Origin of the sequence: Halobacillus kuroshimensis DSM 18393 (genome assembly GCF_000425705.1) — a bacterium.
GTDB classification, from domain to species: Bacteria; Bacillota; Bacilli; order Bacillales; family Halobacillaceae; genus Halobacillus; species Halobacillus kuroshimensis.
Genome location: NZ_AUDY01000010.1, coordinates 306294 through 329251 on the forward strand (window position 1 = coordinate 306294; position 22958 = coordinate 329251).

At 44.8% G+C, this 22958-nt stretch carries 21 protein-coding genes, 5 tRNA genes and 1 pseudogene; 22 read left to right on the plus strand and 5 right to left on the minus strand.

The features are described from left to right. The first annotated feature begins 4 nt into the window (after positions 1 to 4). Positions 5 to 901: a deoxyribonuclease IV gene (locus tag H615_RS0111970; RefSeq protein ID WP_027955378.1), complete on the plus strand. Its 897-nt coding sequence runs from the start codon at positions 5 to 7 to the stop codon at positions 899 to 901. Between the two features lie 35 nt (positions 902 to 936). Here H615_RS0111970 and H615_RS0111975 read toward each other — a convergent pair whose 3' ends face one another. Further along, the gene (locus H615_RS0111975; RefSeq protein ID WP_027955379.1) at positions 937 to 1221 is read right to left on the minus strand and encodes a DUF2624 domain-containing protein; all 285 of its coding nucleotides are present in this window, start codon (positions 1219 to 1221) and stop codon (positions 937 to 939) included. Positions 1222 to 1402: 181 nt separating this feature from the next. Here H615_RS0111975 and H615_RS0111980 point away from each other — a divergent pair, with 181 nt between their 5' ends. Further along, positions 1403 to 2131 carry a lytic transglycosylase domain-containing protein gene (locus H615_RS0111980; protein ID WP_027955380.1) on the plus strand — a complete coding sequence of 243 codons (729 nt, stop codon included), beginning with the start codon at positions 1403 to 1405 and terminating at the stop codon, positions 2129 to 2131. A 116-nt stretch (positions 2132 to 2247) separates the two neighbouring features. Further along, a complete protein-coding gene (locus H615_RS0111985) occupies positions 2248 to 2769 on the plus strand; it encodes a DUF4190 domain-containing protein (RefSeq protein WP_027955381.1) in 522 nt (173 codons plus the stop codon). 37 nt (positions 2770 to 2806) lie between these two features. Here the strand turns inward: H615_RS0111985 and ispG are convergent, their stop codons facing one another. Then, a complete protein-coding gene (ispG, locus tag H615_RS0111990) occupies positions 2807 to 3913 on the minus strand; it encodes a flavodoxin-dependent (E)-4-hydroxy-3-methylbut-2-enyl-diphosphate synthase (RefSeq protein ID WP_211225372.1) in 1107 nt (368 codons plus the stop codon). A gap of 258 nt (positions 3914 to 4171) precedes the next feature. Between ispG and H615_RS0111995 the strand changes: the two genes are divergently transcribed. The 16 genes and pseudogenes from H615_RS0111995 to phoU all read left to right on the plus strand — a co-directional run bounded on the left by H615_RS0111995 (position 4172) and on the right by phoU (position 18222). Next, a complete protein-coding gene (locus H615_RS0111995) occupies positions 4172 to 4798 on the plus strand; it encodes an NfeD family protein (protein ID WP_027955383.1) in 627 nt (208 codons plus the stop codon). A gap of 90 nt (positions 4799 to 4888) precedes the next feature. Beyond that, positions 4889 to 6625, plus strand: a complete 1737-nt coding sequence (locus H615_RS0112000) for a methyl-accepting chemotaxis protein (RefSeq protein ID WP_027955384.1) — start codon at positions 4889 to 4891, stop codon at positions 6623 to 6625. Between the two features lie 262 nt (positions 6626 to 6887). After that, a complete protein-coding gene (locus tag H615_RS0112005; protein WP_027955385.1) occupies positions 6888 to 8525 on the plus strand; it encodes a Na/Pi cotransporter family protein in 1638 nt (545 codons plus the stop codon). 167 nt (positions 8526 to 8692) lie between these two features. Continuing rightward, positions 8693 to 8769: transfer RNA gene (locus H615_RS0112010), tRNA-Met, on the plus strand. Positions 8770 to 8795: 26 nt separating this feature from the next. Further along, positions 8796 to 8871, plus strand: a tRNA-His gene (locus H615_RS0112015). Positions 8872 to 8874: 3 nt separating this feature from the next. Beyond that, positions 8875 to 8951, plus strand: a tRNA-Ile gene (locus tag H615_RS0112020). A 10-nt stretch (positions 8952 to 8961) separates the two neighbouring features. After that, positions 8962 to 9054: transfer RNA gene (locus H615_RS0112025), tRNA-Ser, on the plus strand. Positions 9055 to 9100: 46 nt separating this feature from the next. Beyond that, positions 9101 to 9176: transfer RNA gene (locus H615_RS0112030), tRNA-Phe, on the plus strand. Positions 9177 to 9367: 191 nt separating this feature from the next. Further along, positions 9368 to 9982: a superoxide dismutase gene (locus H615_RS0112035; protein WP_027955386.1), complete on the plus strand. Its 615-nt coding sequence runs from the start codon at positions 9368 to 9370 to the stop codon at positions 9980 to 9982. A 107-nt stretch (positions 9983 to 10089) separates the two neighbouring features. Continuing rightward, positions 10090 to 11325, plus strand: a complete 1236-nt coding sequence (locus tag H615_RS0112040; RefSeq protein WP_027955387.1) for an MFS transporter — start codon at positions 10090 to 10092, stop codon at positions 11323 to 11325. Positions 11326 to 11412: 87 nt separating this feature from the next. Next, complete coding sequence (locus H615_RS21295) at positions 11413 to 13569, plus strand: peptidoglycan D,D-transpeptidase FtsI family protein (RefSeq protein ID WP_035532036.1); 2157 nt, start codon at positions 11413 to 11415, stop codon at positions 13567 to 13569. A 212-nt stretch (positions 13570 to 13781) separates the two neighbouring features. After that, positions 13782 to 14780, plus strand: a complete 999-nt coding sequence (locus tag H615_RS0112050) for a PstS family phosphate ABC transporter substrate-binding protein (protein WP_027955388.1) — start codon at positions 13782 to 13784, stop codon at positions 14778 to 14780. A gap of 76 nt (positions 14781 to 14856) precedes the next feature. Beyond that, positions 14857 to 15804: a phosphate ABC transporter permease subunit PstC gene (gene pstC / locus H615_RS0112055; RefSeq protein WP_035532038.1), complete on the plus strand. Its 948-nt coding sequence runs from the start codon at positions 14857 to 14859 to the stop codon at positions 15802 to 15804. Further along, positions 15804 to 16682, plus strand: coding sequence for a phosphate ABC transporter permease PstA (gene pstA, locus H615_RS0112060; RefSeq protein WP_027955390.1), 879 nt, complete (start codon positions 15804 to 15806; stop codon positions 16680 to 16682). Before pstC ends, pstA begins: the two co-directional genes overlap by 1 nt. Positions 16683 to 16704: 22 nt before the next feature. Then, positions 16705 to 17546, plus strand: a pseudogene (gene pstB / locus H615_RS21300) (phosphate ABC transporter ATP-binding protein PstB). 19 nt (positions 17547 to 17565) lie between these two features. Further along, entirely contained in the window at positions 17566 to 18222 is a 657-nt protein-coding gene (gene phoU / locus H615_RS0112070; RefSeq protein ID WP_027955391.1) for a phosphate signaling complex protein PhoU, read from the plus strand. 103 nt (positions 18223 to 18325) lie between these two features. Here the strand turns inward: phoU and H615_RS21840 are convergent, their stop codons facing one another. Together H615_RS21840 and H615_RS22630 are read right to left on the minus strand one after the other, a co-directional pair. Beyond that, a complete protein-coding gene (locus H615_RS21840) occupies positions 18326 to 18772 on the minus strand; it encodes a hypothetical protein (protein WP_027955392.1) in 447 nt (148 codons plus the stop codon). Next, the gene (locus tag H615_RS22630; RefSeq protein WP_027955393.1) at positions 18769 to 19146 is read right to left on the minus strand and encodes a DUF6115 domain-containing protein; all 378 of its coding nucleotides are present in this window, start codon (positions 19144 to 19146) and stop codon (positions 18769 to 18771) included. Before H615_RS22630 ends, H615_RS21840 begins: the two co-directional genes overlap by 4 nt. Before the next feature lie 176 nt (positions 19147 to 19322). On the opposite strand from H615_RS22630, the gene rpmG reads away from it, so the two are divergent. The 3 genes from rpmG (at position 19323) to H615_RS0112095 (ending at position 22014) form a co-directional block, all read left to right on the plus strand. Next, positions 19323 to 19472, plus strand: a complete 150-nt coding sequence (rpmG, locus tag H615_RS0112085; RefSeq protein WP_027955394.1) for a 50S ribosomal protein L33 — start codon at positions 19323 to 19325, stop codon at positions 19470 to 19472. A gap of 51 nt (positions 19473 to 19523) precedes the next feature. Beyond that, complete coding sequence (locus tag H615_RS0112090; RefSeq protein ID WP_027955395.1) at positions 19524 to 20093, plus strand: 5-formyltetrahydrofolate cyclo-ligase; 570 nt, start codon at positions 19524 to 19526, stop codon at positions 20091 to 20093. Positions 20094 to 20481: 388 nt separating this feature from the next. After that, positions 20482 to 22014, plus strand: coding sequence for a rhomboid family protein (locus tag H615_RS0112095; protein WP_027955396.1), 1533 nt, complete (start codon positions 20482 to 20484; stop codon positions 22012 to 22014). On the opposite strand, the gene H615_RS0112100 is transcribed toward H615_RS0112095, so the two are convergent. Continuing rightward, positions 22008 to 22865, minus strand: a complete 858-nt coding sequence (locus tag H615_RS0112100; RefSeq protein ID WP_027955397.1) for a hypothetical protein — start codon at positions 22863 to 22865, stop codon at positions 22008 to 22010. The two genes, H615_RS0112095 and H615_RS0112100, sit on opposite strands and share 7 nt — an antisense overlap. Between the last annotated feature and the right edge of the window lie 93 nt (positions 22866 to 22958).

Below are 22958 nucleotides of genomic sequence, written 5' to 3' on the forward strand. Positions count from 1 at the left end.
CGTCATGGTTAAAATTGGTTCACACGTATCAATGAAAGGGAAGAAAATGCTTCTTGGGGCAAGTGAAGAGGCAGCTTCCTACGGATCCGGCACATTTATGATTTATACAGGCGCCCCTCAAAATACGCGCCGTCGTCCAATTGAAGAATTGAATATCGATGCGGGACAGGAGCATATGAAGGCTAACGGTATTCAGGATATCATTGTGCATGCCCCCTATATCATTAATGTAGGTAATACGACCAAGCCGGAAACCTTTCAGCTGGGTGTTGATTTCCTGCGCAGCGAAATTGAGCGTACAGAAGCGCTGGGAGCAAGACAAATCGTTCTTCACCCGGGGTCCCATGTAGGTCAGGGAGTGGAAAAGGGTCTTCCGAAAATCATTGAAGGGCTGAATGAAGTCCTTCATAAAGATCAAAATGTCCAGATTGCCCTGGAAACAATGGCCGGCAAAGGCTCTGAAATTGGAAGGAGCTTTGATGAGCTTGCGCAGATTATTGACGGAGTGACCTTGAACGAAAAGCTTTCCGTCTGCATGGATACGTGCCACATTCATGATGCGGGCTACAATGTAGTGGAAGATTTTGATGGCGTGTTGAACGAGTTTGATAAAATTGTCGGACTGGACCGCCTGAAGGTCATTCACGTCAATGATAGTAAGAACATTCAGGGAGCAGCCAAGGACCGCCATGAAAATATCGGCTTCGGTCATATCGGCTTTGATGCCCTTCATCAGGTGATTCATCACCCGCAGTTGAAGGATCTGCCTAAAATTTTGGAAACCCCGTACGTCGGGGAAGATAAGAAGAACAAAAAGCCCCCGTATCGATTTGAAATCGATATGGTTAAACAAGGGACGTTTGATCCGGGCCTAAAAGAAAAAATTCTACAACAGTCATAAGAAAAAGGCGGGGGTCTTGTACCTTCCGCCTTTTTTTATTTCAGCCAGTCCTCGACCCCGTACTCCTTCGCCAGTTTATGAAGCAGTTTATTTACAGAGCGAGCCGTGTCTGCGGAGGTCAGCCCGGCCAGTTTCTTCAACATTTTCTTCCGGCCGTCCTTTTCAAAAGGGTTTTCCTTATTCTTTTTCAACGCTTGAACAATAGCCTGTGCCTCTCCCTCGGTAATCGGTATCCGATACTTCCTGCTGTATTGAAGCAGTTCTTTGACGGTTAACTGCTTCAATTTCTGGGTAATGAACTGTTGGGCCATCTTCTTCATCACGTCATCACCTTTTTCCCCTGTTTCATACACCATATGAATTGTGGGAATGATGTGTGTTTTACAAAATATTCACGCGTGAGTAGATAAATTGAAATCAAACATCCATTCGGGTAAGATGGCGCAATGGGTTTCATTGGCTCTTATGTAAAAGGAAGAGTCATGGGAAGGAGTGAACAGAATGAGGGATCAAAAGCCAATCATTCGAACGGTCTTTGCTATGCTGTTAATGAGTCTTGTCTTTATAACTTATCATCAATGGCATCAAAACGAACAGCAGGCACTGGCAGATGAAAATAAAACGCTGGAGCAGAACCAAGAAAAGCTTGAGGGAGATAAGGAAAAGCTGTCTTCTGTCAACGATTATTTGAAGGAGCAGTCTTCAGAGAATAAACAAAAAAATGGATATCTGACTTGGCCGGGGATTGAAGACCAGGCTGATATTCTGGTACAGGAAAGTGAGGGAGCCTTCAAGAAGGCATGGGCCATGTATTTAGTGAAGGAGTCCAAACGCTATGATTTGGATCCATACCTCGTATATGAGTTGTTGAAGGTGGAAACGGGCGGGACATTTGATCCTGAACTTGTAGGACCTGAAACAAAGTATGGTCGTGCCTATGGCATGTCTCAGTTCATGAAGAATACAGCGCCGTGGATTGCGGATATGGCCGGGCTTCCATATGAAGAGGAGCTGTTGTTTGATCCTTATTATTCCATGCAGTTATCCCTGGTTTATCTGGATTATTTAAACAGCCGTTATCAAAACTGGGACGAGGCATTAACCGCTTATCACAGGGGAATGTCAGGTCTTGAACAGTATAAAAGTGAACATGGACATGCGGAGAGCTGGTATGCCGTAGAGATTCAGGAAAACGCTGAAGCTCATACCACACTGGCTTCAGCTGAATAATGATAAAACCGGATGATCTCATCCGGTTTTTTTCTGCCATCAAATCCCTTCGTTAAATACAGAAGAAATGTCACATAATATAGGTGATTCTCCATACAGAAAGTGAGGGAATTCGCATGTACGATCCAAAAGAAACTGTTGAGAATCAAACGGAAAATGCGCCCCATTACGGGGACGCACGGGAACAGGTTCATGAAGATGAGCCGACAACGGAGCAGGTGCTGGATGAAGCGTTTGATGAAATCCAGGACAGCGATTTAAGAAAAGAATCCGGGTATGACAAGGTGGAGTCCGTGGATGACCATGGCCGCGGCCCTTATCAGCCTGTTTATGGCGACAGTTATGAAGAGGAATTTGCCCAGGAGGCCGCTGTCGGTCCCATTGATGAACCAATGAATAATGGTGAGCAGGAAACGACGATGGAGGATGATGTGAAAGTAGGAATGGGCTGGCTAGGGCTGTCAGCCGCTATTCTATCCTTCTTTTTTGCTCCACTTATTCTCGGTGCCGCAGGGATTATTCTTGGGATTGTCGGGAAGAGAAGGGGAGCTGATACTCTTGGAAACACGGCGATCATTATCAGTGTCGTTTCCATTGCCTTTTCTCTTTTCTTCGCTCCGTTTATCAATTTCCTGTAAAAAAAGGGTGGACCATTATGGTCCACCCTTTTTTATCTTAGGATTGCTGCTGTTCAAGCTTTTTCTGACGCTCTTTCTCATAGTGCTCTTCAGCAAGTTTATCTACTTCTTTTTTAAGTTCTTCGACCATGATGTCCTCAGGAACTTTCCGGATAATTTCTCCGTGACGGAAGAGAAGGCCTTCCCCACGGGCACCGGCGATACCGATATCAGCTTCACGGGCCTCGCCTGGTCCATTTACTGCGCAGCCAAGAACAGCTACTTTAATGGGAGCCTTGATGGTCTGGATGTATTCCTCAACCTCGTTGGCGATGGAAATCAAGTCGATTTCAATACGACCGCATGTTGGGCAGGAGATTAGCGTGGCAGCGTTGGACGCAAGTCCGAAAGTCTTCAGAAGTTCCTTCGCTACTTTTACTTCCTCTACAGGGTCAGCACTTAAACTGATACGGACGGTGCTTCCGATTCCTTTGCTTAAAATGGCACCAAGACCGGCAGCACTTTTTACAGTACCTGCGAAAAGCGTCCCGGATTCTGTAATACCAAGGTGAATCGGGTAATTGAAAGCGGCTGCTGCTTTTTCGTAGGCATCAATCGCCAGTTTTACATCAGAAGCTTTCAAGGAAACGATGATGTCGTGGAAGTCGAGATCTTCAAGAATTTTAATGTGGTGAAGGGCACTCTCAACCATTCCATCAGCCGTTGGATAACCGTATTTTTCAAGGATGTGACGCTCAAGGGAACCGGCGTTGACTCCGATACGGATGGGAATCCCTTTTGCTTTTGCTGCTTTTACGACAGCTTCAACTTTTTCGCGCTTCCCAATGTTCCCCGGATTGATCCGGATTTTATCCGCGCCGCCCTCGATCGCTTTCAATGCTTTCTTATAATCGAAGTGAATATCGACAACAAGCGGTATATTGATGCGTTTTTTGATTTCAGGGATGGCGTCAGCAGCACGATCATCAGGGCAGGCCACACGGACGACCTGGCACCCGGCTTCTTCCAGACGTTTGATCTCAGCTACAGTAGCCTCCACATCATGGGTCTTCGTCGTGGTCATGGACTGAATGACAACTTCATCAGAACCACCTATAGTAAGGTCCCCGACTTTCACGGGACGAGTATCTTTTCTGTGCGTAATTGGCATGAATATCGCTCCTTTAAATTAAAAAAAGGGTTGCAGGATGTTTTTCCAATCTTCATTATAAGGCTAATGGCCGGAAATGAGAAGTAAGGACTCTTAAAAGCCCCGGATTTCACGTTAAGTTTGTGTAAACAGATTGGATTTCCTCGACGTGAAAAGTATATCACGAGAGGAAACGGAAGAAAATTGTTATCATTTGAAACATAGCACCACAGTCGTTCGTATGTATAGTAATAGAAGAGAGGGTGAGCGGTTATGCTTCAAACAGACTGGATAGCACTCCTGATTACATTTTTAGGAACAATGTTCCTGATTGGTGAGCTGCTTGTTAACATGCGTGGGGTTTTTGCTGTGCTGGGGCTTGGATTTATTACCGTGTTTTTTTCCAGTTACCTGGCTGTCGATATGTTCATTATCATGATGTTTGTTTACTTTCTAGGTCTTACACTTATGATTATTGATGGAAAGCTGATTAATGATGGAACGCTTGCCACTATAGGTGCAGCAGCGATGATTACAGCTGTCGGTTTCAGTGCGCCCAACTGGACGGCGGGATTATACAGTGTCATCGGTGTCATTGCCGGAGGTTTTTCTGCCCTCATTTTTCTCAAGGTTTTTAAGCGGAGAAACATGTGGAACAAAATGGCGTTGAATGATCAGATGACCTCGGAAATGGGCTACAATTCCATGAATGAATCCTATCAGAAGCTTTTAGGGAAAACAGGGTCTGCACAGACGGATATGCGTCCTTCCGGTACGATAGAGGTAGATGGAGAGGACTACAGCGCTGTTTCGAACGGACAGTGGATTTACAAAGGGGAGCCGGTGACGGTCGCCTCTGTCGACGGTACTAAAATCATGGTTAAAAAGGTTCAGAATTAACAATTGTTCACGTATTCTTCATCATTTCTTAACACTTCATTGTCATCATTTATTTGGATGATTATTCAAATGACAATGGAGTGTTTTCTAATGAACTTTAAAAGAAAGACCGGCTTATTAAGATTCACACGGGGCGGATGGCCTCTTCAGGTAAGGCTGACGCTCCTGATTATTTTACTTGTTCTTCTCTCTGTATCTGCAACTGGTTTTTTTTCCTATACGAAAGCAGAGGAAAACCAGCTGGCTCTTGTGCAGGACCGATTGGAACGTGAACTGCTAGTAGTTCAGGATGTAGCGCAGCAATTGATGTATGCCTTTGTAGGGGATCAGCAGGAATTCAATCAGCGTTTTCAAGGCTATGCAGATGCACAGAAAGCTCAGATGCAGCAGGATGGTCTGACAGCAGATGCATACCTGTTCACTGAACAAGCTGTGTATTCCTATCCAGACTTGACTCCTGTTCCTTCCTTTACCGAAGAGGAAGTAGAGGAGGTTTTAAGTAAGGAAAATGGCACAGAACAGTGGACGACAAATGGAGAATCGTTTGTGTATTCGTTTGCCCCTGTCCAGGAGCTGCAGGGGATCTATGTTCTTGGTGTGGCAGAAGAGGATATTATGAAAGAAGTCGATCAAATGGCCTGGTATACGTTTCTGATAGGAGCTGGGACGGCGGTTGTAGCTGGAGTCATGGTTTCCTATATTATTCGAAAGACTGTCCGTCCCCTTAAACAGCTGGAGGAAATGATGGGGAAGATTGGTGAAGGGGTGATCGGGGAAGCATCGGCTGTAAAAACGAGCCTGCCGGAGGTCCGGTCATTAAAAATCAGTTATGAGAAGTCCATTACCACTATTGTAGATATTCTTTCTACGGTAAAAGCAGCCGTCCAAAACCTTGATCAAGGGGGAAGCCGCATGGATGAATCGGCGCGGGTCCTTGATCAATCCCAGCGGGCGTTAAAGGAAGAGCTTCTTAAAGTAGATAGAGCCGCTGCCGAAACAGAAGGATTTATGGAGGATCAGCAGGAAGTCTTTCGTGAACTTTCTCAAGTTTTCTCCCATTTGAAATCAGCCATGGATAACATGATGGAAAGACAAGGGCAGATGAACCAGTCGGCTGCTTCCGGTAATGCCGGGGTGGAGCGCGTGGAAAGCTCCTATATGAGTATAAGAAGAGAACTGACAGAAATAACATCAAGAGTAGAATCTTTTCAGAGCTATATGCATTCGGTACAGGATTCGGGAGCTAAAATCCAAGAGCTGGCTGAGCAGACGAGGATGCTTGCTTTAAATGCTTCCATTGAGGCAGCGGGAGCCGGAGACCATGGCCGGGGATTTGCTGTTGTAGCCAGGGAAGTGGGTAAGCTGGCCGATCTATCCCGGCACACGGCCTTGAACATCGATCAAAGAATGGCGGATCTCATCGAGCTTGGAGCAGACTTTTCTAAACAGTTCAGGCGCCTTTCTGTTGAAATGCATGATCAGCAGAAGCAAATGGATATTTCAAAAGCGGCTTTCCGAGATCTTTCCTCTGGAATGGAAACGTTCAACGTACAATTAGAATCCGCATACCTTCATTTGGTGGATGGAGAAGAAATGATGCCACGGATGCAGAAGATTATAAGAGGGATGGAACGCCTGACAAGGGACCAGTCCTCGTCCATTGACCATTTAGCACAGGCATCAGAATGGCAGGAGGAAAATGTGAGAATGACGAAGGAATTCATAAGAGAATTGGTCGTTCTGACTCGGGAACTGTCCGACATGATTACAACTAAACAGTTGGTTTATGAAGGTGGGGAGGATTTTTCTGCGCCTCATGCTTCGTAAACATCGAATGTTTTGAAGTACCTGTACATATCGAAGGCTTCCTTGTAAAAGGAGGCCTTTTTTGTTTTAGAAAAGACTGATATGCATGGCACCTAAGGTGGCTTGTACCCCGGGGGCAGTCTTTACAAGAAAAAACGCCAATGTAAATTTAATGTTAAGTTTTCTATTTCATCTTTACAAAAGAATCGTAGTTCGTTAATAATGGATGAGGTGTTTTAAAGAGAGACATACAGAAATTTTGGATGAGGAAAGGGTGGAAAACATGGAAATCGATGTGCAGCAGATGATATTTGAATTCATCGGCGGGCTAGGTATTTTCCTGTTTGGAATTAAATTTATGGGGGACGGCCTCCAAAAAGTAGCCGGAGACCGTTTGAGAGAGCTTTTAGACCGTTTTACCAGTAATCCGTTAATGGGTGTCATTGCTGGTGCCGTAGTAACGATTCTCGTTCAGAGTAGTTCTACAACAACCGTTCTGACTGTTGGATTGGTTAACGCTGGATTTATGACCTTTAGACAAGCCATCGGCGTTATAATGGGTGCCAATATTGGGACGACATTTACCGCATTCATTATTGGTATTGATATTAAAGAGTATGGACTGCCGATCCTGGCTCTAGGTGCCCTTTTGATTTTCTTCTTTAAGAATAAGAAAGTATCCAACATCGGCCAGACCGTTTTTGGACTCGGTGCTTTATTCTTTGGTCTTGAATTAATGAGCGGAGGAATGAAGCCGCTGCGTTCCCTTGAAGCATTCAGGGAACTGACACTCAGTATGAGTGAAAACCCTGTACTTGGTGTTGTGATCGGTACACTGTTCACAGTAATCGTACAAAGTTCCAGTGCTACGATCGGTATTCTGCAAGGGCTGTTTGGAGAAGGCCTTGTAGATATACAGGCAGCTTTGCCGGTGCTTTTTGGAGATAACATTGGAACAACCATCACAGCTGTCATTGCAGCGATTGGAGCAAGTGTAGGGGCGAAGCGTGCCGCTTTTGTACACGTGATTTTCAACGTACTCGGTGCTACCGTTTTCCTCATTCTATTGAAGCCTTTTACCTTATACGTGGAGTGGCTCCAGAACTATATGGACCTTGGGCCGGAGATGACCATCGCTTTCGCGCATGGATCATTCAACATTGCCAACACGGTGGTCCAGTTCCCATTCATCGCTGTTCTGGCGTGGATTGTTGTTAAACTCGTACCAGGAAATGATTCCCTGATTGAGTTCAAGCCTCAGCATCTGGATCCAATCTTTATCGAGCAGTCTCCTTCTCTTGCGCTTGATCAAGCGAAAGAAGAAGTGATCCGCATGGGTGAATATGCCTATAAAGGATTGGAAGAAACGAGTCTGTATTTAAACAATAAGCAGCAGAAGCATTCAGAAATTGCGATGCAGATTGAAGATGCATTGAATAACCTTGATCGGAAAATTACTGATTATCTGGTTGATCTTTCTCAAGCATCCCTTACGGACGAAGAAAGCCGGAAACACTCAGCTCTCATGGATTCTGTCCGTGATCTGGAGCGGATCGGGGATCACTTTGAGAACATCATCGAGCTCATCGATTATAAGAATTCCAACAAAGTAAATCTTACTGCTCAAGCTGTCGACGACTTGAATACAATGTTCGATCTGACATTGATGACAGTGAAGCAGGCAACAAAATCCCTTGAAAACATGAGCCGTGAGGAAGCACTCGCTGTTGTCCAGAAGGAAAATGAACTGGACCGGATGGAACGAAGCTATCGTAAGAAACACATCATCCGTCTGAATGAAGGGGTATGTACAGGACAGGCCGGTATCGTCTTTGTAGATATGATCAGTAATCTCGAACGAATCGGAGACCACGCTGTGAATATCGCAGAAGAAGTACTGGGAGAAAAAGAGAGTCTGTAATGAACGAGGTGAAAGCTTAAAAAAGCTTTCACCTTTTTTTATAAAATCCTTGCCGAGCCGTCAATTGCATGGTATATTATTTTTGTCGCTGAAAACGGGTCGAAAAAATAAATTGACACAGTGATACATAAATGGTATATTAATTAAGTCGCTTACAGAGCGAATATGGCGGTGTAGCTCAGCTGGCTAGAGCGTACGGTTCATACCCGTGAGGTCGTGGGTTCGATTCCCTCCACCGCCACCATACATATGATCTTATCTATAAACATGGCGGTTGTGGCGAAGTGGTTAACGCACCGGATTGTGGTTCCGGCATTCGTGGGTTCGATTCCCATCAGCCGCCCCATGTGGACCCTTAGCTCAGCTGGTTAGAGCTATCGGCTCATAACCGATCGGTCGCAGGTTCGAGTCCTGCAGGGTCCACCATATAGATTCCGGAGGAGTACCCAAGTTTGGCTGAAGGGAGCGGTCTTGAAAACCGCCAGGGGGTTTACGCCCCGCGGGGGTTCGAATCCCTCCTCCTCCGCCATCTTTTCTTTTATTATAAAAGAATATATAAAACAGCATACTTTTATGGCTCGGTAGCTCAGTCGGTAGAGCAACGGACTGAAAATCCGTGTGTCGGCGGTTCGATTCCGTCCCGAGCCACCATTTTGAATGAACAAGCGATGTGCTTGTTTTTTTTATGTTTAAGACCGATACATAAGGGAATTTATAATACCGGAAGATATTCCATTTCTTTGCCTTGCAAATCAGTTGCAACCGGCAGGTCTGTTTGATAATGTAAAACAAGAGGCAGAGGCTTCTTATTTTACATACTATTTTAAAGGAGGAGTTACATTATGGCTAAATTCGAACTACCAGAACTACCTTACGCATACGATGCACTGGAACCAACTATCGATAAGGAAACAATGAACATTCACCATACGAAGCACCACAACGGATATGTAACAAAGCTGAACAACGCACTTGAAGGACATGCTGATCTTCAGGACAAATCATTGGAAGAGCTTCTTTCCAACAACCTTTCAGCTGTACCGGAAGATATCCGCACTGCTGTGCGCCGTAATGGCGGTGGTCATGCCAACCACAGTCTTTTCTGGACGATCATGTCTCCAAATGGCGGCGGTGAGCCGGCAGGGGATCTTGCTACTCAGATCAACGACACATTCGGAAGCTTTGATCAATTCAAAGAAAAATTCGAAACGACAGCAACCGGCCGTTTCGGTTCAGGCTGGGCTTGGCTTGTAGTCAATAATGGCAGCCTGGAAGTGATTGATACACTAAACCAGGATTCTCCGATCATGGAAGGTAAAACACCTATCCTTGGCCTGGACGTATGGGAGCATGCGTACTACTTGAACTACCAGAACCGCCGTCCGGATTATGTTTCTGCATTCTGGAATGTTGTAAACTGGGATGAAGTAGCGAAGCGCTTCGATGCAGCTAAATAATCTTATGAAGAATATGTGAGAGAGGGACGGATATTTCCGTCCCTCTCTTTTTGTATATCTCCATATGTTCTGAAAACACTAAAGGAGAACATAAAGGAGACATGCATATGATGAGTAAGCTGCGCACATGGCTGAGCCGCCAAAACGTTTCTAGAGATTTATTATTGTTACTTCTCATTGGAGGCTTGTACTCCCTCGGAATATTCTTATCCAGTACCTTTGTGAACATATACTTATGGAAGCAGTCCAACAGCTACACGGATATCGCTCTTTACAACCTCAGCATATACATTTTTCAGCCGCTTACCTTTATCGTTGCGGGACGGTGGGCAAAAAAGATGGACCGTGTCATTGTGCTGAGAACAGGAGTAACAGTCCTTTCGTTATTTTTCCTGACTGTGCTGGTTGTGGGGGAACGGGCAGCTTCCTTCAACTTGATGCTCGGTGCCCTGCTCGGAATCGGTTACGGTTTTTACTGGCTTGCTTATAACGTACTGACTTTTGAAATCACAGAGCCGGACACAAGGGATTTTTTTAACGGCTTTCTCGGTGTCCTGCAGTCGCTTGGCGGTATGACAGGACCTCTTTTGGCCGGCTTTATTATTTCACGTCTCAATAACTTTACAGGGTATACTGTGATTTTCAGTGCTTCGTTTGCCTTATTTATTGTAGCGGTACTCGTGAGTTTTGGGTTATCAAGAAGAAAAGCACGGGGGAATTTTTCTTTCCGGCGGATTATAACCGAGCGGAAACATAATGTAGACTGGAAACGTATTTTGAATGCTCATGTAGCCCAGGGGTTCAGAGAGGGGACTTTTTTGTTTGCTGTATCCATTTGGATTTTCCTGCTTACAAAAAATGAACTGTCTCTCGGAGTTTTTAATTTGGTCTATTCCGGTTTTTCATTTATGTTTTATTTTCTTGTCAGCAGATGGGTGAAACCGAAGCGGAGGAAAACATCGATCTTTATCTCAGGACTCTGCTTATATGTCAGTGTCGTCATCCTTCTATTCAGCAGCACGATGCCGCTGCTTTTATTGTACGCAGCTGTTGCCGGAGTCTTCTTTCCGTTGTTGTACGTACCATATGTGTCTCTCACCTATGATGTCATCGGGAGATCGTGGAATGCGGCCGAAATGCGGATCGAGTATATCGTAGTTCGGGAAATTTTTTTGAATATGGGAAGAGTTCTATCCATCCTCGTCTTTTTAGGGGCCATTACATTTATCCCACCGGAAACGGGGATTCCTTACATTCTGCTCCTTGTCGGCGGAGGACACTTCCTGATTTACTTTTTCATTCGAGGTATTGATTCGAAACCTCCCCGTGTCACACATAATTGAAACCAAACACCCATGAGCTTCTTCTATTCTTAGGACCTGAAAAAATGGTATAATAGCAGAAGGATTTTGAAAGAAGGAGAGGAGTTCATGGGGAAAAACAAACGACATAAAGATAATACACACCTTCCCTTTCGGTTGAACGTGGTGTTTTTTATTGTGTTCGTCTTATTTGCCGGGATCATTCTGCAGCTTGGTGTTATTCAAATATTGAACGGCGAAGAAGCACAGGATGAAATTGACCGCACCGAAAATACAACAACGACCATTTCTGTGCCGCGGGGTGAAATGTATGATCGTAATGGCCAGGTGATTGTTGATAATGAACCGTTATACTCGATTACGTATACACCACCCAAAGGGGTGCAGGCCGGGGACAAGCTGGAACTTGCTCAAACATTGTCCTCTTATATAGATATGGACTATGAAAACCTGACAGATCGTGACTTGAAGGAATATTTCTATCTGCAGAATGAGCAGGAGGTTCGTGATCGTGTAGAAGATCAGGTGACAGAAGATATGGATAACGGTGATGTATATCAGCTTCAGCTGGACAGCATTACAGAAGAAGAGATCTCCGGCTACGATAATCAGACGAAAGAAGTCATCGCTGTGAAAAAGGAGCTCGATCAGGCGTATTCCCTGGCGCCGCATGTAATTAAGAATTCAGATATTACAGAAGCGGAATATTCCGCGGTGGCAGAAAATCTGGCGAAGCTTCCCGGCGTGAATGTAACTTCAGACTGGGAACGTACATATCCGTATGAGTCCACATTCCGCAGTTACCTCGGAAGTATCACATCCAGTGAGCAGGGTCTCCCTAAGGATGATCTTGATTATTACATGTCTTTGGATTACAGCCGCAATGATCGTGTAGGTACAAGCGGACTTGAACAGGAGTATGAGGATGTTCTCCGGGGGACGAAGGAAAAGGTCCAGTATGAAACGGACAGCAACAACACCGTGATCAATTCCAAAGTCATCCGTGAAGGACAGGCAGGAAAAGACCTTCAATTGACACTTGATATGGAGCTTCAGGAAGAAGTGAATAAAATCGTCCAGGAAGAGCTTCAGTCAGCAATCGTCAATGCGCCTTCTCTAAACCGTCATCTGGAGAATGCCATTGCTGTCGTTTCCAATCCGCAGACAGGAGAAATTCTGGCGATCAGCGGACAGACCTACAACCGCAGTCCGGAAGAAGGAGAGGACCGTTTCACAGATACCTCCCATCAGGCGTTATACAATGCCTATATGCCGGGGTCAACGGTTAAGGGAGCGACGGTTCTGACAGGCCTCCATGAGGGTGTCGTTACACCGAATACATGGATCAATGACAAACCGATTACCATAGCCGGCAGACAGAAGGCGTCATACACTTCAGGAATTGGATCTGTTAACGATATATCTGCCCTGCAGCAATCCTCCAACGTCTACATGTTTTTCCTTGCCATGTATCTTGGTGGAGAAACAAGCAATCAATATAATATGAATGCTTTAAAACTGGAAGATGGAACGTTGGATAAATTCATTTACAATTTCAACCAGTTTGGGCTGGGCGTTACAACTGGAATTGATTTTCCGTATGAAGCAACTGGAGTCAATGGTACACTTCAAAACCCAGGAGAAATCCTCGACTTTTCCATCGGGCAGTTCAATACGTATACAGCAATGCAGTTGAATCAATACGTCTCGACGATTGCAAATGGCGGCGACCGTATTCGCCCAAGCCTGGTCAACAGTGTCCACGAACCATCCAGCAGCGATGGACTCGGTCCGGTTTATAAAGATTATACGCCGGAGGTGCTGAACCAGCTTGATATGGATTCGTCCTATATTGAGCGGGTACAGGAAGGGTTCAGGCAGGTGGCCCAGACGAGCGAAGGAACGGCGAGCTCAATATTCTCAAAGCAGCCCTATGCCCAGTATGATATGGCTGTGAAGACGGGGACGGCACAGGCGTCTAAAACTGTTTTCAGTGAAGATGGAGAGAGAACCACCTACGATGAGCTTCTGAACAAGACATTGGTCGGCTATGCTCCATCGGATAATCCGGAAATTGCCTTTTCCATCATCTCCCCTTACCTGGGAGAAGGGGCAACAAGTACGTTCAGCATCAGCAATAACATTGGTGCCCGGATCGGTGAGGCGTACTTCGAGTTGAAAAAAGCAAGGGAAAATGGAACCGCTGAAGAAGGACCGGATGAACAAGAGAATAACAATGGAGAAGATGCAGAAACTGAGGAGTGATACACAACGTATCGCTCCTTTTTTTATACAAAGACGGAGGGAATAACGTGAAAACAAGTCAATTCTCAATCTTTTTCGCTAAAAAACCTCAATTTACAAAAGCTTTACGTTTCATTCATATGTTATTAAAACTCCGTCGTTAGTATAGAAAATGTGAGTTGGCCAAGCGGCCGACGGCATTAAATATCCGTAAACAATAGGGGGAGAAAGAAATGAAAAACTTCAAGAGTTTAGCATTAATGCTCGCATTCATCCTTGTAGTAGGAGTGCTTGCAGCATGTGGTGGTTCCGAGGAAGGCAACACAGAAGAACAGGACAGCACAAGCGGTGAAGGTTCTGGAGAAGGAAGCTCCGAAGAAGTATCCGGCCCAATCGACATTGATGGTTCTTCAACTGTGTTCCCGATCATGGAAAACTTAACTTATTCCTATCAGCAGGAACAACCGGAAGTTGACGCGACATTGAACTCTTCTGGTTCCGGCGGTGGATTTAAAAAATCTACAGTTGGTGAAATTGATCTAAGTAACGCTTCCCGTGAGATCAAGGAAGAAGAAAAAGCAATCGCTGAAGAAAATGATGTTACTCTTGAGCCTATAGAGCTGGCTTACGATGGTCTTTCTGTAGTAGTGAGTGCTGAAAATGATTTCGCTGAAGAGCTTACAATCGATCAGCTTAAGCAGATTTTCCTTGATTCTTCTGACGCTCAAATGTGGTCTGACATTAACCCTGACTGGCCTGAAGAAGAAATCAAAATCTTCAGCCCTGGTCATGATTCCGGTACATTCGACTACTTCAACGAAATTGTTCTTGAAGAAGAACCGATGAAAGAAGGCGAAAACACAACTCTTTCTGAGGATGACAACGTTCTTGTACGTGGAATTAAAGACAATCCAAACGCTATCGGATTCTTTGGATATGCCTACTATGCTGAAAACCAGGACAGCCTGAAAGCTCTTGCCATTTCTGAAGGTGAAGGTGAAGCTGTTGAGCCGAATCCGGAAACAATCCAGGATGGTTCCTATACGCCGCTTTCCCGCCCGCTATTCACATATGTAAACGTGAATGCTTATAAAGAAAAAGCACAGGTTCGTGACTTTGTAGAGTACACGTTGAACAATGCTGGTAAAGCAGCTGAAGAAGTTGGTTATGTAGCTCTTCCAGACGAAAAATATCAAGAACAGCTTGATACAGTTCAAGGCTGGGCAGAGTAAGTTACTTTAAAACCTAACAAGGAGGGTGAGGCTGAATCCAGTCTCACCTTGCCTTATGGATGAGAGGAGTTTAATGATGGACAAAGGTTTACAATCAGAGGGGAATATGATTGACGTCCAGCAGATGATTGAGAACAATAAGAAAAAGAAAACGGTCGGTGAAAGAATAGAGAAAATCATCCCGTTTTTCCTGTTACTTTGTGCAGCGGTAAGTGTTCTCACGACACTGGGAATTCTATTTACTTTATTAAGGGAATCCATCGGATTTTTCTCCGATGTTTCAATTGTTAATTTCTATACAGGTACAAACTGGTCTCCGTGGTCCGGCGAATATGGGGTTGCTCCGTTAATCGGTGGTACGCTGCTTGTTACGCTGATTGCAACACTTGTTGCAGTTCCACTTGGACTAATGGCAGCCATTTTCTTGAGTGAGTATGCGAATGATAAAGTTAGAAGGATCATCAAGCCTATCCTGGAAGTACTGGCTGGTATTCCTACAGTCGTCTACGGATATTTTGCTTTGACGTTCATCACTCCAATGTTTCAATCCATTATTCCTGATCTTGGAATTTTCAACGCTTTAAGCGCAGGGGTTGTCGTAGGTATTATGATTATTCCTATGGTTGCATCCCTTTCTGAAGATGCCATGAACTCTGTTCCGAATGCTCTACGCGAAGGTGCGTATGGACTGGGTGCTACGAAATTGGAAGTTGTATTTAAGGTCGTTCTTCCAGCCGCTCTTTCCGGAATCGTTGCGTCTATTGTACTTGCCATTTCCCGTGCGATTGGGGAAACAATGATTGTAACGATTGCGGCCGGCGCTACACCGAATCTTACTTTCAACCCGACGGAGTCCATCCAGACGATGACTGCTTTTATTGTACAGGCTGCAACAGGGGATACGACATTCGGATCCACGATCTATTACAGCCTTTATGCAGTAGGGATGACCTTGTTTGTATTCACCTTGGTCATGAACCTGATTGCCCAGTACATTTCGCGTAAGTTCAGGGAGGAATATTAATGCTTGGACAGAATGAACAAAATATGAAGAAGCGCATGGAAGGCAGAGTAGCCGCGAATAAAATCTCCATGGTTTTATTCGGACTTGCTACAGCTGTCGGCCTGATCGTTCTAGTTTTACTATTTTACCGTGTATTGACTCAAGGGGTTGGATACCTCAGCTTGGATTATATTTTGAACTTTCCTGCACCGTACCCGGAAGAGGCAGGGATATATGCCGGCTTGATCGGATCGATTTTCTTAATGATCATCGTTGCCGTGTTTGCCATCATTATTGGTGTGGCAACAGCCATTTATCTTGAAGAATACGCACCACAGAACCGCTTTACAGACTTTATTCGTGTGAATATCCAAAACCTTGCCGGCGTACCGTCGATTGTTTTTGGACTTCTGGGATTAACTTTCTTTGTCTATATGTTCAGCTTTGGGTACACCCTTCTTGCGGGTGGTTTAACCATGGCGCTTCTTATTCTTCCTGTCATTGTTGTGGCAGCGCAGGAAGCTGTACGGTCTGTACCGTCTGAGATCAAGGAAGCTTCCTATGGAATGGGAGCCTCCAAGTGGCAGACGATTGCCCGCGTTGTACTTCCAGCGGCAATTCCAGGAATATTGACAGGCGCGATCATTGCCTTGTCACGGGCCATTGGGGAAACAGCTCCGTTGATTATTGTAGGAGCAGCAACAGCTATTTATACACTGCCGGATTCACTGCTTGCGAAGTACACAGTGATGCCGATTCAAATTTATAACTGGACGGGCAGACCACAGGAAGAGTGGCAGTATGTAGCCGGTGCGGGAATCATTATTCTACTGGCTGTCCTGCTTTTGATGAACTCGATCGCTGTCTTGATCCGGAACAAATATCAGAGACGCTTTTAATTAGGATGAGGAGGGTTTCATTATGAGTAAAGTAATGGAAGAGAAAACAAACGTGAGAAACGAACAGACAAAAAAACCTGAAGTGAAATCAGAGGTTAAAAAAGAGAAAACCAACAGCATCATCGAAGTGAATGATTTGAATCTATGGTACGGATCCGATCAGGCTCTTTATGAAGTAAGCATGGATATTCCACAGGAGCGGGTAACGGCTATAATCGGACCTTCAGGCTGTGGTAAATCCACGTTCCTAAAAACATTGAACCGTATGGTTGAAATGGTGCCGATTGTTAAAACATCAGGTTCTATTAAATATCGAGAACAGGATATCTTCAGCAGCAAATTCAAGGAAGAATACCTTCGTACAAAAGTAGGGATGGTTTTCCAAAAGCCGAACCCGTTCCCTAAGTCCATCTATGACAACGTTGCTTATGGTCCGCGTATTCACGGTGTGAAGAAGAAAGAAATTCTTGATCAGATTGTTGAAAAGAGTCTGAAAGGGGCAGCTATCTGGGATGAGTTGAAAGACCGTCTTCATGAAAATGCGTATGGATTGTCCGGTGGTCAGCAGCAGCGTGTATGTATCGCTCGTGCCCTCGCTGTAGAACCTGACGTCATTCTTATGGATGAGCCGACTTCAGCCTTAGACCCTATTTCTACAGCAAAAGTAGAGGAATTGGTTCAGGAACTGAAGGAGAAGTACAGCATTGTCATTGTCACACACAACATGCAGCAGGCAGCGCGTATTTCTGATAAAACGGCCTTCTTCCTAAATGGAGAGCTTATTGAATAGCCGATACAGATAACCTGTTCCAAAACCCTCAGGATAAGCGTACAGAGGATTATATTACAGGACGGTTCGGCTAATTCAGGAAGGGGAGATTCTATGTCCATTCGTGTTCACTTTGAGGGAGAACTTGAAAGTATAAAAGAACAAATTAAAGATTTAGCTATCGATGCCAAGTATTCCCTAGATACAGCTATCCATCTGTTGTATCAGGGTGATGTAGAGGCGGCTGAAAAATTAATTGAAAATGATGCGGTAATTGATTCTAAAGAAGAAAAAATCAATGATGATGCTATTTTGATGCTTGCCAAGCAGCAGCCGGTTGCCCGCGATTTACGAAGAATCGTTACAGCTATTAAAATTTCTTCTGATTTGGAGCGGATGGCCGATCACTCTACAAACATTGCCAAGGCGACGATTCACCTTGGAAAGAATCATGGGATAGAGATTGATCCTGAACTGCGTGAAATGGCCATATTAGCGATGGATATGGTGGATTTAGCTGTAAAGGCCTTTGAATACGAAGATATTTCGCTGGCAAATAAGCTTGCTGAAATGGATGATGTCGTTGACCGGAAATGTGGGGATGTAGTGAAGCAGATGCTTGCATTTACAGCCATCAACCCCGAACAGGTGCAGCATGTCATGCAGATGGCTTATGTTGCAAGGTATATAGAACGTTATGCTGATCACATCACAAACATTGGTGAAAATATATTTTACCAGGTCAAAGGGAGAACGTATGATTTAAACTGATAAAAAGCGTCTGGATACCTACATCCAGACGCTTTTTTGTAGTAGCTGTAAAAAACTAAAGAGACCGTTAAAGCGTGAGCTCTAACGGTCTCTTTATAGACGTTTATTTTGAAGTAATGGCTCCGGCAATTTCCTCCAACGACATTGTTGACTTGACCGTGGCCTGGCCGATTTGAATGTACCGGCTGTAATCGCCATCTTCCATAAATGCAGTAAAATCATCCGCATCCTCAATAATGCCGGCATCCACTAATTTCCCGCCGATTTCGGGAGTTGTCGTCCCTTCGGCAATATCAATGGTATACGTTGTATCCCCGGAACTGGATGGTTCTGCTTTTTGGGTTGAGGGATTTTCTGCTTTTACCGCTGCCCATTCCTCATTGGAGAGTACCCGGTATCCGGACTGCTCCAGATCGTCCATCATATCCTGTTCACTCATAGATTCTGTAATCACTTCCGCTTCAGGGGATTCCGTATTCCAGTATGTTATTCCTAGAACAGCGGTTGATGTCAGTAATCCTATGGAAAAGGCCTGTATCCACTGCTTCATGATTGAACTCCCTGCTTCGGTCGATGGACCATGGCAAGAACCTCATCTTCACTCAAATTCGTCTGCTTCGCTATGTAATGGGTTTTATAACCCTTTTGATACATGGTAAGCACCGTATCTGCTGCATTCTGTGGTGAAGGCCTGCTTGTTTGCTTTTGATTGTGCTGATCGACAATTTCCTGTGTTAAATCGCCAGCAAGCAATTCTTCTTCAAGGACTTTCATTTTTTTCTTCATTTGATAATCGTTCTGCATCATTGTCAAGTTCATCTGTTCCATTTGATTCTCCAACTGTTTGATGCGGTCTTTAGCAAAGAAGGAAAGAATGAAAAAAACAATAGCTGCGCCCGCCAGCGCTGCAACTGCATAAAGCATAATATCACTCCTAAACGAATCCCTGTTTATTTATATCATACAAATCCCGGCATGGCTATGGGATATTCAGCCGTTTTTACTGGAATATTCACTTGAAAGAAGGGAAGGTTTTTGTTATTATGAGTAAGTCTGATAATGTGAATAAGTCAGTGATTAGATACCTAGGAGGAATGAACATGCGTGTAAACATTACACTTGCCTGCACTGAAACAGGTGACCGCAACTATATTAGCACTAAAAACAAACGTAAAAACCCTGAGCGCATCGAGCTTATGAAATACAGCCCGCGCGTTGGTAAGCACACACTTCACCGCGAAACAAAGTAAGCAGTAGGATTTATTCCTACTGTTTTTTTTATACATATCGGAGGTGACGGGATGGATAAAACAGCGTACCGCTTTAAAGGGAAAAGCATCCTTCATAACATATCATTAAGAGAGAAACAGTCCATTGAATCATCCATGTATCAGAGCTTGTTCTCCAGTGAAGAATGGAAAAAAGCCAAGATTATCGGAGTCACTCTTTCGCAGGACCATGAATGGTCTACAGAGCCGATTATAGAAGAAGGCTGGAAAGCAGGGAAGACCATTGCGGCGCCCCGGTGTCTGCCTAAGGAAAAGCAGCTGGAATTTTATCAGCTGGACAGCTACAATCAGTTGGAGCGCGTTTACTTTGGATTGAGGGAGCCGGTGCGCGATAAAGATTGGTTCGTTGAAAAAAATGCCATTGATCTGCTGCTTGTTCCCGGACTGCTGTTTGATTCCAAAGGATACAGAATTGGTTATGGTGGTGGGTACTATGACCGTTTTATTGAAGGCTTCCGAGGGAAAACGATGATGATTGCTTCAGAAAAACAGCGGGAGGATATCCTTCCATTTGAGGACTATGATCAGCGTGTGGAATATGTACTCACAGAAAAAGGGATTCATTCCACCTATACTCTGTAATACAATGCTGGTTTAAAAATCAAAAGAAGCTTGTATAAGGGAAGGGAGCTGAACAGAAACTAGGCGTATCCAATCACAAATGAGGTGGCTTACATGCGTCTATTCTTTCGGTGGATCTTCATTATCGGGTCTTTGACTACAGCGTTATACAAGTATCGTTACCAAGCCCTGGATATAGTCACGAGATTTCCTGCCCTGCGCCGGATGCTTGTACGTTTTTCTATGAATATCCCTTGGGTGCGGCAGAAATTTCTATCCCAGATGTTTCGGGGGCACTCTTGAAGCGGTCAGGTTATCCTGGCCGTTTTTTATATTTACAGTCAGGTAGTGTGAATGGCTGTGCAGGTGGGAAGCGTGGTAATATGAAAGGTGCAGGGAGGGACCGCCATTGTTTATTGAACAGGAATATTACCTCTGGAAAATGGCTGACTATATGGTCCAGGTTCATCATTTCCAGGTACTCCATGTGAATACGAGTCATGGGGAGATATGGCTGGAGAAAAAAGTGAATAAAAAAAACCATGTGTTCAGGCTTTCTCATAAACAGCTGAATTGGAGAAATGAGCTGGCGAGGGAATTGGAAACCGGGTATCGGCAGCTCAATCAAAACCGGTCTCTTTTTCGCGGAGGGAAGCTTGAGTTTCACATGGTATTCGTATCTGAACATCCTCCTGTTGACGAGTGGGAAGATACTGTAAAGGATTATAAAGGTCGAAAAATCCCATTGCATTTGTATTATATGAATGATGAAAACAAGGAACAGGCACTGGCTGATCTTTTTCAACCATTAGACATCGATAAGCCTGTAATCGACCGAAGTATGGGGGCAGAGGAAATGGAAGCCTCCCTTCCTTATATGAAGCATCAGCTCGTGAAGAAACAGAGAGAACAAAGAGAGGCTGCAGCTTCCATTTTTGATTACGGTCGTCCCCGATTGACCTATGTTCTGTTAGCCGTAAACATTTTGGTCTTTCTTTATCTGGAGATGATCGGAAGCACAACCTCCGTTGAAACGTTGATTTCCTATGGTGCCAAATATAACCCGGCTATTATGGATGGAGAATGGTGGCGGATCTTTACGTCGACCTTCCTTCATATTGGCTTCATCCACCTCTTTATGAACATGCTGGCCTTGTATTATTTAGGTTCTGCAGTAGAGAGGATTTACGGCACGGTGCGTTTTGCCGTCATCTATTTTGCCGCAGGCCTGTTCGGAGGCATGGCAAGCTTCATGATGAATCCTTCGGTCGCTGCCGGGGCATCGGGAGCTATCTTTGGGTTGTTTGGGGCACTATTGTTTTTCGGTGTTCAGTACAAGCAGCTGTTCCTCCGGACGATGGGGTATAACCTCATCGTAATTATTGGGATCAATATTGCTTTTGGTGTGATGGTTCCCCAAGTGGATAACGGCGCCCATATTGGTGGATTAATTGGAGGTTTTACAGCGTCTGCAATGGTCCATATGCCTGCGCATTCCATGAAAAAATGGCAGCCCGCTGCTGCGCTGCTTTATATTGGAGCCATGGCAGCTATGGTATATCTTGGTATCACAGGCGTATTTAATGGGGAGCAGGCCAGGGTGGTTGTTGAGGAAGTAAGTGAGTTGAACGAACAGCAGTCCTACGGGGAAGTAATCCAACGAACCACCCAGGCTCTTGAGGACCCGCAGGGCTATGAGGCGCAACTCCTTTTCCACAGGTCCTTTGCCTATCTGCAGTCCGGGGAGTCGTCAGAAGCCAAAGACGACCTTGAGCAGGTCATATCCATTGCGCCGGATCTGGCAGAAGCCCACTACAACCTGGCCCTTCTGCTTCAACAGGATGGTGAATTGGAAAAAGCGGCTGAACGGGCGTCCACAGCCGCTGAATTAAATCCGGACAACACGAACTTCCAACAGCTGAATAAAGAATTAGCTCAATAATATTGAATGAGCTGATGCTTTTTCCCTGTATCATCTTCGTATAATACAATTAAATGCTTCCCATTCTTGTCAAACAGAATCAGGGGAATGTAACTTTGAATCGGATGCGATGATTTTGTATCGCTTATACCCAGCACATAATTTTTATACAGCCCTTCCCATAGTTGCCCTTTGATGCGTTCAGAATCAGCTTCATTTGTCCCGGGGAAGGGCTTGTTGTTGTAATCAGCAAGTTCTGTAAGAGCGACCGCTGTATATTTATCCCGTGGAATTTGATAATGGGTGATAAGCTCCTGCCACTGGGCTTCAATCTGTTGTTGAATAGAATGATCGAGCCTTTGTTTCCATTCCTTCTCCTCCTCGGTTCCCGGCTGCTTAAAAGCGGTTCGGAGCGAGTGGGGGGAATCGATGACGTACAGTTCATCCTTGGAGGTGGCCTGCATACTCTTAATTTCATTTTCACCTTCATGTACCTCTCCGTGGTGAAAGGAAACCGCCTGATATTTTTGACTGTCTTCGCCATGGAGCGACGTCTCTTTTTCAATGACGTCTGCATTCTCCTTCCACTTCGATACAACCCCTTTCAATCTTCCATTCACGTAAAGCAGGGAAACGTCCTGCCTTAAATACACAGGATTTTCACTTTTGGAAGCTACCTTCCAGGATACTTTGTATTCATCCTCGTCTTCCTCAGCGTCGTAGTCAAGAGCGGTTCCAAATGATTCGAATGTTTCCGATTGATCGATAGGGAAATATTTGATGACGGGCTGCTCTCCAGTCTGGGTAAATAATGCCAGGGCGACTGCCAGAGTCAGCAGGCCCAGCACCCAGTAGATCCACACTTTTTTCATTCGACTCTCTCCTTGGCCTGTCACAATCTTGAATTAGTAAAGGATATGTATTGAAAAAGCAGGACATGCCTCTGACCTGGAACTTCTACATGA

Bases quoted from the DNA above. Each gene is read 5' to 3' on its own strand.
- H615_RS0111970 (WP_027955378.1), top strand. From the start codon at position 5: ATGGTTAAAATTGGTTCACACGTATCAATGAAAGGGAAGAAAATGCTT.
- H615_RS0111975 (WP_027955379.1), bottom strand. From the start codon at position 1,221: ATGAAGAAGATGGCCCAACAGTTCATTACCCAGAAATTGAAGCAGTTA.
- H615_RS0111980 (WP_027955380.1), top strand. From the start codon at position 1,403: ATGAGGGATCAAAAGCCAATCATTCGAACGGTCTTTGCTATGCTGTTA.
- H615_RS0111985 (WP_027955381.1), top strand. From the start codon at position 2,248: ATGTACGATCCAAAAGAAACTGTTGAGAATCAAACGGAAAATGCGCCC.
- H615_RS0111995 (WP_027955383.1), top strand. From the start codon at position 4,172: ATGCTTCAAACAGACTGGATAGCACTCCTGATTACATTTTTAGGAACA.
- H615_RS0112000 (WP_027955384.1), top strand. From the start codon at position 4,889: ATGAACTTTAAAAGAAAGACCGGCTTATTAAGATTCACACGGGGCGGA.
- H615_RS0112005 (WP_027955385.1), top strand. From the start codon at position 6,888: ATGGAAATCGATGTGCAGCAGATGATATTTGAATTCATCGGCGGGCTA.
- H615_RS0112035 (WP_027955386.1), top strand. From the start codon at position 9,368: ATGGCTAAATTCGAACTACCAGAACTACCTTACGCATACGATGCACTG.
- H615_RS0112040 (WP_027955387.1), top strand. From the start codon at position 10,090: ATGATGAGTAAGCTGCGCACATGGCTGAGCCGCCAAAACGTTTCTAGA.
- H615_RS21295 (WP_035532036.1), top strand. From the start codon at position 11,413: ATGGGGAAAAACAAACGACATAAAGATAATACACACCTTCCCTTTCGG.
- H615_RS0112050 (WP_027955388.1), top strand. From the start codon at position 13,782: ATGAAAAACTTCAAGAGTTTAGCATTAATGCTCGCATTCATCCTTGTA.
- pstC (WP_035532038.1), top strand. From the start codon at position 14,857: ATGGACAAAGGTTTACAATCAGAGGGGAATATGATTGACGTCCAGCAG.
- pstA (WP_027955390.1), top strand. From the start codon at position 15,804: ATGCTTGGACAGAATGAACAAAATATGAAGAAGCGCATGGAAGGCAGA.
- phoU (WP_027955391.1), top strand. From the start codon at position 17,566: ATGTCCATTCGTGTTCACTTTGAGGGAGAACTTGAAAGTATAAAAGAA.
- H615_RS21840 (WP_027955392.1), bottom strand. From the start codon at position 18,772: ATGAAGCAGTGGATACAGGCCTTTTCCATAGGATTACTGACATCAACC.
- H615_RS22630 (WP_027955393.1), bottom strand. From the start codon at position 19,146: ATGCTTTATGCAGTTGCAGCGCTGGCGGGCGCAGCTATTGTTTTTTTC.
- rpmG (WP_027955394.1), top strand. From the start codon at position 19,323: ATGCGTGTAAACATTACACTTGCCTGCACTGAAACAGGTGACCGCAAC.
- H615_RS0112090 (WP_027955395.1), top strand. From the start codon at position 19,524: ATGGATAAAACAGCGTACCGCTTTAAAGGGAAAAGCATCCTTCATAAC.
- H615_RS0112100 (WP_027955397.1), bottom strand. From the start codon at position 22,865: ATGAAAAAAGTGTGGATCTACTGGGTGCTGGGCCTGCTGACTCTGGCA.